Genomic DNA, 11903 nt, shown 5'->3' with positions numbered 1-11903 from the left:
GGCGAGTTCATCCGCGCCAACCGCAAGGCGTTGCGGGCTTGCAGCGACCTCAGCGATGGCGGGCTGGCGCTGGCGGCGTTCGAAATGGCCGAGGCGGCGGGGCTGGGGGTAACCCTTGCCGCCGCCGATATAGCGACGCTGTTTGGCGAAGATCAGGCGCGCTATCTGGTGGCCTGCGCCCCAGAAGAAGCCGCGGCGCTGGAAGCTGCGGCGCGGGCCGGCGCTGTGCCCACCCTGCGCGCCGGCATATTTGGCGGCAGCACCGTTGGCTTTGGTACCGACACGGCGCCACTGGCAGACCTGTCCGCCCTGTACCGAAGCGCGTTTGCGGCGGCCGTTGGCTGATGCTGCGCGCCGGAACTCTGGACGATATCGGCTTTGTCCGCGCGGTGGTCGGGCGGCCCGAGAACGCCCCGTACCTGACCGACGAGGACGAGACGGCGCTGGCGGTCTATCTTGCCGATCCCACCACGCGGCTGCTGATCTGGGGCGAGGCACGCGGCTTTGCGATCTTTTGCGACATCGGCAAGCCGTCGGGGTCGGTGTGCCTGATGCGTCTGGCGCTGGATGCGCCGGGCCAGGGCGAAGGGGCAGCCTTCCTGCGCGCCCTTGTTGACTATGGCTTTGACAGCCTGAACGCACGGCGGCTGTGGCTGGATTGCAGCGGCGAAAACCTGCGCGCGCAAAAGGCGTATGTGCGAACCGGTTTTGTGCTGGAAGGACGGCTGCGCCAGCATGAATACGTGCCACGCATCGACCGGGTGATCGACACGCTGCTGTACGGCATGCTGCGCACCGACTGGGACGCGCTGCCACGATAGGTGCTGTCAAAACCGGGCTTGCGACCCCCCGACGGCAGCCCTACATTCAAACCCGAACAAGAAGGACGTGACGGATGGCAATTGATGCCCGTGATATCGAAAGCCTGCTGCGGGAAAGCTTTCCCAACGCCAGGATCACGGTTGAAGGCGATGACGGCGCGCATTTCGCGGCGCATGTGATCGACGAAAGCTTTCGCGGGATGAACCGGGTGCAACAGCAGCGCGCGGTTTATGCAGCGCTGAAGGGCCGGATGGACGGCGCACAGGGTGAATTGCATGCGCTGGCCCTGACCACAAAGGCACCGGATTGACATGGCGCTGGGAAGCGGCTTTGGCAATCTTGTTCCGATCGCGATGACGCTGATCGGAGTCATTTCGATCCTGCGCCGCAAGCGCAACAAGGGCGCTGACCCGGACGACACGGATGCCGATGCAAAACGGCGGCGGGCTGAGAAGGCGGAAATGGAACGGCGCATGGCCTCGTATCTGGCGCAGCGCGAAACGGGCGGCGGATATTCCGCGGCCTCTGACCGGGACGAACAGGAGAACGGGCGATGAGCGCGGCAGACACGATCAAGGCAACCATCGAAAAGAATGACGTGGTGCTGTTCATGAAGGGCACCAAGATGATGCCGCAATGCGGGTTTTCCAGCCGCGTGGCGGGGGTGCTCAATTTCATGGGCGTGGAATTTCAGGACGTGAACGTGCTGGCGGACGCCGAGGTACGGCAGGGGATCAAGGAGTTCTCGGACTGGCCGACAATCCCGCAGCTTTACGTCAAGGGCGAATTCGTTGGCGGCTGCGATATCGTCACCGAAATGACCCTGTCGGGAGAGTTGGATCAGCTGTTCGAGGCCAAAGGTGTGACCTTTGACAAGACGGCGGCGGACAAGATCCGCGAAGCCAACGGCTGATCAGCGCCGAACCGGAGCTTTCGGTTCGGACGCCTTGAGTGACACGGCGGGATTTCTGTAAAGAAATCGCGCGCGGGCCGCTAGCAATCAGGCCTTTTCTTCCACCCGTGCCGCGATCGCTTCGGCGCGGGCCGCAATTTCGGCCAGTGTTTCGATCACTTGCGGCGGGATCACCGCCACATCGCGGGTGCCGACGGGCCGCGCCTCAAGTTCGGCCACGCGGCCGCGGGCGACGCGCAGTTCATCTTCCAGCGCCGCCGTCTTGTCGGCCAAAAGCAATCCCGCCATCAGCAACATCTTGGCTTCGGGCAGCCGACCCATCTGTTCGATCAAGGGGGCCGCTTCGGCATCCAGCATCCCGGCAGCCGAGCGCAGAAAATGTTCTTCGCCGGGCTGGCACGACACCTGAAACGGGCGTCCACCGATGGTGACTTCTAGATCAGGCATGTCCGGCCTCCGAAAGATGCGGTTCAAGCGCCGCGAGAATTTCATCCATTTCGGCCATTTCCGTCAGCCGCGTCGCGCGCAGGGCGTCAAGTTCGACCACCATGGATTTGTTGATCAGCTGCGGGTCGGTCACCCCTGACGCTTGCGCCTGACCCAGCAGCGCCAGTTGCTCGCGCAGCGCTGCGGTGGTGCGGCGCATCCGCTGCAGTTCCAGCCCCTGCACATCAAGCTGCTGGGTCAGCCGGTCGATCTTTTCCTGCAGGCCGGTCTGGCTGTCGCGGTCCTTCAAGGCGCGCAGCCGGTCCTGCAGCTGTGCTGTCAGGGTCTTTTCTTCTTCCAGCTGGGTGCGCAGCGCCTGGTCTGGCGCAGCGGGGGTCTGGACCGGCTTGGCGCGTGGCGCGCCATCGAGCCGGTCGACACCCTTGCCGATACGCTCCAGCGCCGATGTGATCCGTTGTTCCAGATCCGTGATGTTTTGCATTGCCCACCCCTTGCCGTCTGCTGCGGACGCCCCTTTGCCCCCAAAGGCGGCCCCTGCGCGCCACAGTGCGAATCGTCCGCGTCGCGGTCAAGAGCGATCTTAGCGCGAAACCGCAGGAATGGGACGCGCCTTTCTTACCAACACCTTGGGCGACGTGCTTGATCTTGCCTTTGCAGGTCGTTAGGACCCTAGCGACCCTGCCCTGCAGCCCTTACCCAAAGGAAACCGGCCTTGGACATATCGACCCTGCGCGCCCGCCACCCCGATCATTGGATGCGCGCCTGTGCAATCCGCGCCCTGACGCTGGATGCCGTCGCGGCAGCAAACTCGGGCCATTCAGGGATGCCGATGGGCATGGCAGATGTGGCCACGGTGCTGTTTGCCAACCATCTGAAGTTCGATCCCAAGGCCCCACGCTGGGCCGACCGTGACCGGTTCATCCTGTCGGCGGGGCATGGATCGATGCTGATCTACAGCCTTTTGTACCTGACCGGCTATGCCGACATGACGCTGGACCAGATCAAGGGCTTTCGGCAGTGGGGCAAGATCACTGCCGGTCACCCGGAATATGGCCATGTTGCCGGGGTGGAAACCACGACCGGGCCGCTGGGCCAGGGCATTGCCAATTCGGTGGGCTTCGCGATTGCCGAGGAAAACCTGCGCGCCCGGTTCGGGGCCAAGGTTCAGGACCACCACACCTATGTGATTGCCGGCGACGGCTGCCTGATGGAAGGCATCAGCCACGAGGCGATTGCACTGGCGGGCAAGCTGGCGCTCAGCCGGTTGATCGTGCTGTGGGATGACAATGGCATCACCATCGACGGCAAGGTTTCGCTGTCTGACGTGACCGACCAGAAAGCGCGCTTTGCCGCCGCCGGGTGGGATGTGTTTGCCTGCGACGGGCATGACCCCGAGGATATCGACCGCGCGCTGGTGGCCGCAAAGGCCAGCCCGCGCCCGGCGATGATCGCCTGCAAGACGCACATCGCGTTGGGCCACGCAGCGCAGGATACCAACAAGGGCCACGGTGCCTTGACCGACCCCGCGCAGATGGCGGCGGCAAAGGCTGGCTACGGCTGGACCGCGGCACCGTTCGAGGTGCCAGCGGCGATCAAGGGCTGGTGGGAAGGTCTGGGGGCCAAGGGTGCCGCAGCGCGGGCAAAGTGGGAGGCGCAGATGGCCGCCCTGCCCGCCGCCCGGCGCGCCGAGTTTGAACGGGTCTTTGCGGGTACCGCCCCGGCAAAGCTGGCAGCGGCAATCCGCACCGTGAAAAAGCAGGCGGTGGCGGATATGCCAAAGCTTGCCACCCGCACGGCATCGGAAAAGGTGCTGGCGGCGGTGAACCCGGTGGTTGTGGAAACCATCGGCGGATCGGCCGACCTGACCGGGTCGAACAACACCAAGACCGCCGATCTGGGCGTGTTCTCGCCCGACGACCGCAAGGGGCGTTACATCTATTACGGTATCCGCGAGCATGGCATGGCGGCGGCGATGAACGGGATGGCGCTGCATGGCGGGGTGCGCCCCTACGGCGGCACCTTCATGTGCTTTACCGATTACGCCCGCCCCGCGATGCGGCTTAGCGCGCTGATGGGTGTGCCGGTGGTTTATGTGATGACGCATGACAGCATCGGTCTGGGCGAAGATGGCCCGACCCATCAGCCGGTGGAGCATCTGGCGATTTCCCGCGCCACGCCGAACACCTTGGTGTTCCGCCCCGCCGATCTGGTCGAGGTGGCCGAAGCGTGGGAGCTGGCGCTCACCTCGGAGCGCACGCCTTCGGTTCTGGCGCTGAGCCGGCAGAACCTGCCCGCCGTGCGCAAGGTGCATACCGCGCAGAACATGGTTGCCAAAGGCGCCTATGTGCTGGCCGAGGCGACGGGCAAGCGCCAGGTAATCCTGATCTCCACCGGGTCCGAGGTCGAGATCGCGCTGAAAGCGCGGGAGGCGCTGGAGGCCGACGGCATTGGCACCCGCGTCGTGTCGATGCCGTGCATGGAGCTGTTTGCGGCACAGGACGAGGCGTGGCGCAAGCGCGTGCTGCCCGCAGGCCCCGTGCGGGTCGCGATCGAGGCGGGCGTTCGGCAGGGCTGGGATCGCTGGCTTCTGGGCGAGCGCGGCCGTGAAGCCAAGGCAGGTTTCATCGGCATGTCAACGTTCGGAGCATCCGCCCCGATAGAGCGGCTTTACAAGGAATTCGGCATCACCGCCGAGGCCACTGTAGCAAAAGCGAAGGCGCTACTCTGACCTTTTGTCAGCGGAAGACCCGAAAGCGGGCTGATCTGGCAGTCCATCGTCGTTAAGGTCATCTTCGGCGGATGGAGGTTCGTTGTCAGCGTCGGTGGTGTCGCTGGTGATATCGGCGTCGGCGACGGAAATGTCGGCCAACTCGTGCAACGGCATGTCATCCAGCGGCAGCACACCGCCGCTATCAGAGGCATCACCGTCTGACAGGTGAATGCCGTCATCGTCGGCGAAATCGGGCTCGGCGGTGTCGGGGAAGGTCATCTCTTCACCCTGATCGGTCAGGGTGGGGAATTCGCCAAGGTTGCGCATGATTGACGCCTCTTCGATCACAGGCTTTGCGGTATCTTCAGGATCAAGGGTACCGGAGTCGGGGTTTTCCTCGATCGCGATCAGTTCGCGGGCGGCTTCGGTGAAACTGTCGCGCGCGCCTTCCGGCCGACCGGCCGCTTGCCACAGCCGATCTGCGCGGGTGATGATACGGCGGTCCCAGGCTTCGAATTGCTTGCGGTCCATGCGGCACTCCTGTGATGGGTTCGCAGGGTCAACGCGGCGCGTGGCTTGTGGTTCCGCGCCTTTTCAGGGGCGCAGTGCGTAGCGTCCGGCTCCATGCGCCGCAAGGATCAGGCAGCCCCCGGCGATGGCCCAGTTCTTGACGAAGATCGACATCTGCCACGGGTCTGCCGGGATGTAGTGGAACAGGCTGGTCACCGCGCAATAGGCGGCCAGCAGGCCCGCCACCGGCCTGACCCAGACCCCCGCGATCAGCGCGATGCCCGCCCCGAGGTTGAAGCCAAGCGCGGGCCAGACCAGCCAGACCGGCCATCCCCGCGCCGCAAGCAGGCCCTCGACCGCCGAAGGGTCCGCCCCCTTTTGGACCGCCCCGGCCAAAAACAGCGCCGCGATCAGGACGCGCCCGACGAGGGTGGCAAAATCGTTCAAGGCGCGGCTTTCCTGGGCGATAGCGCCGCAACGACCGGGCCGATGACCCTTGTCGCAACCGGGATCAGGATCACGCCAAGGATCAGGCCGAAGACACCGTCGATTGCCGCAGTCACCGCCCATTCGACAAAGCCTGCGGCCTGCGGCAACGCGTGCGCCGCGGCCAGCGCCACATGATGGATCTGATCGTAAAGCCAGGACCAGCCAAGCACATCCAGCCCATGCACCACGATATTGCCGCCGACCCACAGCATCGCTGCCGTGCCGACCGTGGACAGGAAGGCCATCAGATTTGGCATCGCCACCACAAGGCCACGCCCCACGGCCCTGCCACCGCGGGTCCGGCCCTTGGCAGCCATGTGCAGGCCGACGTCATCCATCTTTACGATCAGCGCCACTGCGCCATAAACCAGCACCGTAATCATCGTACCAACCACTGCCAGAGTGACGGCCTGCATCCAGAAGCTGGGGCTTTCAACGGTGGCCAGCGCGATGGTCATGATCTCAGCCGACAGGATGAAATCGGTCTTGATCGCACCGGCGACCTTTTCTTCTTCCAGATGGGTGGGGTCCTTGGTGTCAAAGTCTTCGGCGACGTCCTGGTCGCCATGCGGGAACAGTTTGTGAAACACCTTTTCCGCGCCCTCAAAGCACAGATAGGCGCCGCCAATCATCAACAGCGGGGTTATCGCCTGCGGCAGAACGGCGCTGAGCAGCAGCAGACCCGGCAGCAGGATCAACAGCTTGTTCTTCAGCGAGCCAAGCGAGATCCGCCAGATGATCGGCAATTCGCGGTCGGCGGAAAAGCCATGGACGTATTTGGGCGTAACGGCGGCATCGTCGATCACCACCCCGGCGGCCTTGGCCCCGGCCTTGCCGGCCGCTGCAGCAATGTCGTCAAGCGACGAGGCCGCAACCTTGGCAATAGCGGCCACATCATCAAGAAGCGCGAGAAGTCCGCTCATCAAAGGCTCCTACCTGGTTCCCGTTGACTTAGCGCGCCAGCATGGGTTTGGCAAAGCAACGCAAGATGGCTTCTAGCGGTTCCGTCCTTCGACTATGGTCGTTTACGGGGTTTTGAGTATTCCGGTGTAAAGCATCGCGAAACCGGGAGAGGCTTTGTGACCAACACGATTGCGCTGTATCTTGGGGTCTTCCTGGTTCTGGTGCTGGGGGTGGACCTTCTGGCGAATGACGGCCTGGCTGTCATGTTCGTGATGCACAAGTTCGTAGATCTTGTGGAGTGGGTGGCCTTTTGGCGCTGACGGCGTCAAACTGAGGTTGTAATTGGCGGGCATCTGCGGATGTTACCGCTATCAAGCGGTGCGTGAGTCGCATCTTGCATGGAGGAACTGTGATGACCGTCAAAGTCGCTATCAATGGCTTCGGCCGGATCGGGCGCAATGTTCTGCGCGCCATCATTGAATCGGGCCGCACCGACATTGAAGTGGTGGCGATCAACGATCTTGGTCCTGTCGAAACCAACGCGCATCTCTTGCGCTATGATTCGGTGCACGGCCGCTTTCCGGCGACAGTGACGACGGGGGCTGACTGGATCGACGTTGGCCGTGGTCATATGCTGGTCACCGCGCTGAAAAACCCGGCCGATCTGCCATGGGCGAACGTCGATATCGTGCTGGAATGCACCGGTATCTTCACCTCCAAGGAAAAGTGCCTGCCGCATCTGGAAAACGGCGCCAAGCGGGTGCTGATTTCGGCCCCCGGTGATGGGGCTGATAAAACCATCGTCTATGGCGTGAACCACAACACGCTGACGAAGGACGATATCGTCGTCTCCAACGCCTCGTGCACGACCAACTGCCTTGTGCCGGTTGCCAAGGTGCTTCACGACGCGATCGGCATCGAGAAAGGGATGATGACCACGATTCATTCCTACACCGGCGATCAGCCGACGCTCGATACAATGCACAAAGACCTGTACCGCGGACGTGCCGCTGCATTGAGCATGATCCCGACCTCGACCGGGGCGGCAAAAGCGGTGGGATTGGTGCTGCCGGAGTTGAAAGGCAAGCTGGACGGGATTTCGATCCGCGTTCCCACACCGAACGTGTCGGTTGTAGACCTGAAATTCATCGCCAAGCGCGCAACCACCGTGGAAGAGGTGAACAGCGCCATCAAGGCAGCAGCCGAGAGCGGGCCGCTGAAGGGCATCCTTGGCTATACCGATGAAAAGCTGGTGTCCTCGGACTTCAACCACGATCCGCATTCGTCGATCTTCCACATGGACCAAACCAAGGTCATGGGCGGCACCTTTGTGTCTATCCTCAGCTGGTATGACAACGAATGGGGCTTTTCCAACCGCATGGCGGATACCGCCGTGGCGATGGGCAAACTGATCTGACACGCCGCCGTAACGGCTGGCCGGTGATGGGGCATTCTGCGGAATGCCCCATCGTTTTTGGATAAGGCATGCAATGGATGCATAGCCGCACCGCAGCATTGGCCGTTGTTTGCGCTAGCAGTTTGCCTACATCATGGTCATGCAAGGAGAACAAGCAGACCCTTGCACTGAAAGGAACCTATGATGATTACCGTTTTCGACATGCTGAAGACCGCCGCCAGCAACTACGCGCTGTACCGCCAGACCCGTGACGAGATTGCCAACATGCCGCTGGATGTGGCCCTTGACCTTGGCATCTACCGTGGTGACGCCGAGCGTATTGCCCGTGAGGCCGTCTACGGCAAAGCTGCCTGACTTCGGGCAACAGAACGACGATCCGGGGGCCTCTGGGCCCCCTTTGCATGTCAGCCGTACTTGCGCTTCAGTGCCTCGACCACAGGTGGCGTCACGAACTTTGACACATCGCCGCCCAGCCGCGCGATTTCCTTGACCAGCTTTGACGCGATCGCCTGACGCCGGGCGTCGGCCATCATGAACACCGTCTCGATCGATGCGTCCAGCGCACGGTTCATGCCAACCATCTGAAATTCATACTCGAAATCAGCAACCGCGCGCAGGCCGCGCAGGATGATCGAGGCCCCCACATCGCGGGCGCAGTCGATCAGCAGGTTTTCGAACGGATGCACGATGATCTCGCCGCCAGTCTTGGCGATGATCGGCGCACATTCCGCCTCGACCATGGCCACACGCTCTTCCAGGCTGAACAGCGGGCCTTTGTCGCGGTTGATGGCGACACCGATCACCAGCCGGTCAACCAGCGCCATGCCGCGCTGGATGATATCGACATGGCCCAATGTCACCGGATCAAAGGTGCCAGGATAAAGACCGATGCGCATGGCTGATGCCCCCTCTGCCCCGTTAGCGCACGCAACATTATTGCGCCGGACGGTGCAAGGCCAAATCGCTCGGCTCAGAAGCCCTTGATCATGCCTTCCAGCGCGTCTTTTTCGGCCGCAAGTTCCATCAACCGTGCCTTGACCACGTCCCCGATGGAAATGAGGCCGATCATCTGATCGCCCTCCATCACCGGCATGTGGCGAAAGCGGCCATCAGTCATGCGTTGCATTACATCATCGGTGCTTTCCTGCCGGCTGCAGGTGACCAGCTTTGCGGTCATCAGCGTTTCGACCGGCTCGCCAAGGCAGGCAGCCCCACGGCGGCCGAGTTCGCGCACGATGTCGCGTTCCGAAACGATGCCCGACACGCGCTTGCCGTCGGGCGAAACGATGACGGCACCAATCCGCCGGGCCGACAACACCTCTGCCGTCTTGGCCACCGAAGTGCCGGGGGCAACCGTCACGACGCCGTCATCGCCTTTGGATTTCAGGATCTGTTGCACGAGCATGAGGCGGTCCCTCCCTGCTGACCGAAGGCCAAGGGTCCGCCCGACAAGGGATTCTGTCAAGCGTTTCAACCGGTGCCAGCGCCCTCCAGCCGCGCCATCTCGGCCCGGACCTCGCGGGTCAGAAGATCGGCGAACCGGTTCAGCCGTTCCAGCCGGCTGTCGCCTTCGTGGCGGATCAGCCAGAAGGCGCGGGTCAGACTGATCAGATCGGGGATCACGCGGACAAGTTCCGGCGCGGCGGGCAGCGCGAAGTCATGGACGATGCCGACCCCTGCCCCGTGGCGTAGCCAGTTCAACTGCACTGACACGGAGTTTGAAGCGAGGGTGGCCGGCGCGACCCCGATCTCGGCAAGGTAATCAAGCTCCTTGTCGAAAATCATGTCCGGGATGTAGCCGACGAAGCGGTGGTTTTGCAGATCCCGTGGGCCATGGATCGGGGCCCTGGCAAGATAGGCGCGGCTTGCGGCAAGGTGCAGGCGGTAATCGGTCAGCTTTTGCACGGTAAGGCGGCCCGCTTCGGGGCGAGACACGGCGATGGCCATGTCGGCCTCGCGTTTGGACAGGTTGAACACGCGCGGCAGGGCAACGATCTGCACCTCAAGCCCCGGATTTTCGTCGCAAATGCGCGCAAGCACCTGCGGCAGCAGGTAATTTGCGCAACCGTCCGGCGCACCGATGCGGATTTGGCCGGTCAGCCCCTCGGGACCGGACAGCGCCTCGCTGGCGCGGTCAAGGGCGGCCTCGGCCTCCTCGGCATGCGGCAACAGGCGGGTGCCTTCTTCGGTCAGCGCGTAACCTTGCGGCGATTTTGCGAATAGTCGGGTGCCGACTTCGGCCTCAAGCCGCGCGATACGGCGGCCCACGGTGGCCGGGTCGATCTTCAGCAGTTTGCCTGCCGCCGACAGGCTTTCGCTGCGCGCCACGGACAGAAAGATACGGAGATCGTCCCAATCCATCATGCATTCCTGCAAAACCCTTTTGAAATCTTGCCTCTGTTTTCGGCATTTCCGCAAGGCTATTGTGTCTCCAACCAAGGGAGTACGGCGATGAAAGAGATCGGTCACTGGATCAACGGCAAGCACGTTGCAGGCAAATCGGGCAGGTTCGCCGATGTGTTCAACCCGGCAACCGGCGAAGTGCAGGCGCGGGTCGCACTGGCCTCCAAGGCCGAACTTGACAGCGCGGTGGCCGATGCGGCGATGGCGCAAGTGAAATGGGGGGCCACCAACCCGCAACGCCGTGCCCGGGTGATGATGGAATTCGTCCGGCTTTTGAACCGCGACATGGAAAAGCTGGCGGTTGCGCTGTCATCCGAGCATGGCAAGACCGTCCCCGATGCCAAGGGCGACATTCAGCGCGGGCTGGAGGTCATCGAATACTGCGTTGGCGCACCGCAACTGCTGAAGGGCGAGTTCACCGATTCCGCGGGCCCCGGAATTGACATGTATTCCATGCGCCAACCCATTGGTGTTGCGGCAGGAATCACGCCCTTCAACTTTCCCGCCATGATCCCGTTGTGGAAGATGGGCCCGGCCCTTGCCTGCGGCAACGCCTTTATCCTCAAGCCATCGGAGCGTGATCCTACGGTGCCGCTGATGCTGGCCGAACTGATGCAGGAAGCAGGCTTGCCGGACGGCGTGTTGCAGGTGATCAACGGCGACAAGGATGCGGTCGACGCGATCCTCGACAACCCGGTGGTTTCGGCGATCGGCTTTGTCGGCTCCACCCCGATTGCCGAATACATCTACGGCCGCGGCTGTTCCAACGGCAAGCGCGTGCAGTGCTTTGGCGGCGCCAAGAACCACATGATCATCATGCCGGACGCCGATCTGGATCAGGCGGCAGATGCTTTGGTGGGTGCGGGCTATGGTGCGGCCGGCGAACGCTGCATGGCGATTTCCGTGGCCGTTCCGGTGGGTGACGCCACCGCGGATGCGCTGATCGAACGACTGATACCGCGGATCGAGAAGTTGAAGGTCGGCCCGTATACCGCTGGAAATGATGTAGATTATGGCCCGGTGGTTACTGCGGCGGCCAAGGCCAACATCCTGCGCCTGGTCGAATCTGGGGTCGCTGCGGGGGCCAAACTGGTCGTCGACGGGCGTGGCTTCAAGCTGCAGGGCTATGAGGACGGCTTCTTCGTCGGTCCGCATCTGTTTGACCATGTGACCACCGACATGGAGATCTACCGCAAGGAGATTTTCGGGCCGGTGCTGTCCACCGTGCGTGCCAAGACCTATGAAGAGGCGCTTGGCTACGCGATGGACCACGAATACGGCAACGGCAC

18 protein-coding genes are annotated in these 11903 nt (G+C 62.8%); 10 read left to right on the top strand and 8 right to left on the bottom strand.

The window, feature by feature from the left end:
- From RMO18_RS19410 to grxD, 5 genes are all read left to right on the top strand, one after another.
- Positions 1-345: AIR synthase-related protein (locus RMO18_RS19410; protein ID WP_309668167.1), on the top strand; the 345-nt coding region annotated here is incomplete at its 5' end.
- Positions 345-821 carry a GNAT family N-acetyltransferase gene (locus RMO18_RS19405; RefSeq protein WP_309668166.1) on the top strand — a complete coding sequence of 159 codons (477 nt, stop codon included), beginning with the start codon at positions 345-347 and terminating at the stop codon, positions 819-821. The genes RMO18_RS19410 and RMO18_RS19405, both read left to right, overlap by 1 nt.
- A gap of 74 nt (positions 822-895) precedes the next feature.
- The gene (locus RMO18_RS19400) at positions 896-1132 is read left to right on the top strand and encodes a BolA/IbaG family iron-sulfur metabolism protein (RefSeq protein ID WP_309668165.1); all 237 of its coding nucleotides are present in this window, start codon (positions 896-898) and stop codon (positions 1130-1132) included.
- Between the two features lies 1 nt (position 1133).
- The gene (locus tag RMO18_RS19395) at positions 1134-1379 is read left to right on the top strand and encodes a hypothetical protein (protein ID WP_309668164.1); all 246 of its coding nucleotides are present in this window, start codon (positions 1134-1136) and stop codon (positions 1377-1379) included.
- The gene (grxD, locus tag RMO18_RS19390; RefSeq protein WP_309668163.1) at positions 1376-1735 is read left to right on the top strand and encodes a Grx4 family monothiol glutaredoxin; all 360 of its coding nucleotides are present in this window, start codon (positions 1376-1378) and stop codon (positions 1733-1735) included. Before RMO18_RS19395 ends, grxD begins: the two co-directional genes overlap by 4 nt.
- 87 nt (positions 1736-1822) lie before the next feature.
- Here grxD and RMO18_RS19385 read toward each other — a convergent pair whose 3' ends face one another.
- Both RMO18_RS19385 and RMO18_RS19380 read right to left on the bottom strand, forming a co-directional pair.
- Positions 1823-2182 carry a cell division protein ZapA gene (locus tag RMO18_RS19385; protein ID WP_309668162.1) on the bottom strand — a complete coding sequence of 120 codons (360 nt, stop codon included), beginning with the start codon at positions 2180-2182 and terminating at the stop codon, positions 1823-1825.
- On the bottom strand, positions 2175-2663 hold the full coding sequence (locus RMO18_RS19380; protein WP_309668161.1) for a hypothetical protein: 489 nt from the start codon (positions 2661-2663) through the stop codon (positions 2175-2177). Before RMO18_RS19380 ends, RMO18_RS19385 begins: the two co-directional genes overlap by 8 nt.
- A gap of 231 nt (positions 2664-2894) precedes the next feature.
- On the opposite strand from RMO18_RS19380, the gene tkt reads away from it, so the two are divergent.
- Positions 2895-4910, top strand: coding sequence for a transketolase (tkt, locus tag RMO18_RS19375; protein WP_309668159.1), 2016 nt, complete (start codon positions 2895-2897; stop codon positions 4908-4910).
- Here tkt and RMO18_RS19370 read toward each other — a convergent pair.
- The 3 genes from RMO18_RS19370 to RMO18_RS19360 form a co-directional block, all read right to left on the bottom strand.
- A complete protein-coding gene (locus RMO18_RS19370; protein ID WP_309668157.1) occupies positions 4902-5423 on the bottom strand; it encodes a hypothetical protein in 522 nt (173 codons plus the stop codon). The two genes, tkt and RMO18_RS19370, sit on opposite strands and share 9 nt — an antisense overlap.
- Before the next feature lie 63 nt (positions 5424-5486).
- Positions 5487-5849 (bottom strand): DoxX family protein, encoded by a 363-nt coding sequence (locus RMO18_RS19365; RefSeq protein ID WP_309668155.1) that lies wholly within the window; start codon positions 5847-5849, stop codon positions 5487-5489.
- Positions 5846-6814, bottom strand: coding sequence for a DUF808 domain-containing protein (locus RMO18_RS19360; protein WP_309668153.1), 969 nt, complete (start codon positions 6812-6814; stop codon positions 5846-5848). Before RMO18_RS19360 ends, RMO18_RS19365 begins: the two co-directional genes overlap by 4 nt.
- A gap of 156 nt (positions 6815-6970) precedes the next feature.
- Between RMO18_RS19360 and RMO18_RS19355 the strand changes: the two genes are divergently transcribed.
- From RMO18_RS19355 to RMO18_RS19345, 3 genes are all read left to right on the top strand, one after another.
- Positions 6971-7114: a hypothetical protein gene (locus tag RMO18_RS19355; protein ID WP_309668151.1), complete on the top strand. Its 144-nt coding sequence runs from the start codon at positions 6971-6973 to the stop codon at positions 7112-7114.
- 92 nt (positions 7115-7206) lie between these two features.
- The gene (gap, locus tag RMO18_RS19350) at positions 7207-8211 is read left to right on the top strand and encodes a type I glyceraldehyde-3-phosphate dehydrogenase (RefSeq protein WP_309668150.1); all 1005 of its coding nucleotides are present in this window, start codon (positions 7207-7209) and stop codon (positions 8209-8211) included.
- A gap of 180 nt (positions 8212-8391) precedes the next feature.
- Positions 8392-8565 (top strand): hypothetical protein, encoded by a 174-nt coding sequence (locus tag RMO18_RS19345; RefSeq protein WP_309668149.1) that lies wholly within the window; start codon positions 8392-8394, stop codon positions 8563-8565.
- A 50-nt stretch (positions 8566-8615) separates the two neighbouring features.
- Here RMO18_RS19345 and coaD read toward each other — a convergent pair whose 3' ends face one another.
- The 3 genes from coaD to RMO18_RS19330 form a co-directional block, all read right to left on the bottom strand.
- Positions 8616-9107, bottom strand: coding sequence for a pantetheine-phosphate adenylyltransferase (coaD, locus tag RMO18_RS19340; RefSeq protein ID WP_309668148.1), 492 nt, complete (start codon positions 9105-9107; stop codon positions 8616-8618).
- 74 nt (positions 9108-9181) lie between these two features.
- Positions 9182-9616, bottom strand: coding sequence for a CBS domain-containing protein (locus RMO18_RS19335; protein WP_309668146.1), 435 nt, complete (start codon positions 9614-9616; stop codon positions 9182-9184).
- Positions 9617-9681: 65 nt separating this feature from the next.
- Positions 9682-10572, bottom strand: coding sequence for a LysR family transcriptional regulator (locus RMO18_RS19330; RefSeq protein ID WP_309668145.1), 891 nt, complete (start codon positions 10570-10572; stop codon positions 9682-9684).
- A gap of 90 nt (positions 10573-10662) precedes the next feature.
- Between RMO18_RS19330 and mmsA the strand changes: the two genes are divergently transcribed.
- The coding region (mmsA, locus tag RMO18_RS19325) for a CoA-acylating methylmalonate-semialdehyde dehydrogenase (protein WP_309668144.1) at positions 10663-11903 on the top strand (1241 nt) is incomplete at its 3' end.

It is taken from the genome of Tabrizicola sp. (genome assembly GCF_031377265.1).
Classification (GTDB): domain Bacteria; phylum Pseudomonadota; class Alphaproteobacteria; order Rhodobacterales; family Rhodobacteraceae; genus JAUYQR01.
Note: the sequence above shows the minus strand (reverse complement) of the source record. Positions and strands in the feature narration are given on the sequence as shown.

What these genes read in the sequence shown, in the direction of transcription:
- RMO18_RS19405 (WP_309668166.1), top strand. Translation starts at nt 345, where the DNA reads ATGCTGCGCGCCGGAACTCTGGACGATATCGGCTTTGTCCGCGCGGTG.
- RMO18_RS19400 (WP_309668165.1), top strand. Translation starts at nt 896, where the DNA reads ATGGCAATTGATGCCCGTGATATCGAAAGCCTGCTGCGGGAAAGCTTT.
- RMO18_RS19395 (WP_309668164.1), top strand. Translation starts at nt 1,134, where the DNA reads ATGGCGCTGGGAAGCGGCTTTGGCAATCTTGTTCCGATCGCGATGACG.
- grxD (WP_309668163.1), top strand. Translation starts at nt 1,376, where the DNA reads ATGAGCGCGGCAGACACGATCAAGGCAACCATCGAAAAGAATGACGTG.
- RMO18_RS19385 (WP_309668162.1), bottom strand. Translation starts at nt 2,182, where the DNA reads ATGCCTGATCTAGAAGTCACCATCGGTGGACGCCCGTTTCAGGTGTCG.
- RMO18_RS19380 (WP_309668161.1), bottom strand. Translation starts at nt 2,663, where the DNA reads ATGCAAAACATCACGGATCTGGAACAACGGATCACATCGGCGCTGGAG.
- RMO18_RS19370 (WP_309668157.1), bottom strand. Translation starts at nt 5,423, where the DNA reads ATGGACCGCAAGCAATTCGAAGCCTGGGACCGCCGTATCATCACCCGC.
- RMO18_RS19360 (WP_309668153.1), bottom strand. Translation starts at nt 6,814, where the DNA reads ATGAGCGGACTTCTCGCGCTTCTTGATGATGTGGCCGCTATTGCCAAG.
- gap (WP_309668150.1), top strand. Translation starts at nt 7,207, where the DNA reads ATGACCGTCAAAGTCGCTATCAATGGCTTCGGCCGGATCGGGCGCAAT.
- RMO18_RS19345 (WP_309668149.1), top strand. Translation starts at nt 8,392, where the DNA reads ATGATGATTACCGTTTTCGACATGCTGAAGACCGCCGCCAGCAACTAC.
- coaD (WP_309668148.1), bottom strand. Translation starts at nt 9,107, where the DNA reads ATGCGCATCGGTCTTTATCCTGGCACCTTTGATCCGGTGACATTGGGC.
- RMO18_RS19335 (WP_309668146.1), bottom strand. Translation starts at nt 9,616, where the DNA reads ATGCTCGTGCAACAGATCCTGAAATCCAAAGGCGATGACGGCGTCGTG.
- RMO18_RS19330 (WP_309668145.1), bottom strand. Translation starts at nt 10,572, where the DNA reads ATGGATTGGGACGATCTCCGTATCTTTCTGTCCGTGGCGCGCAGCGAA.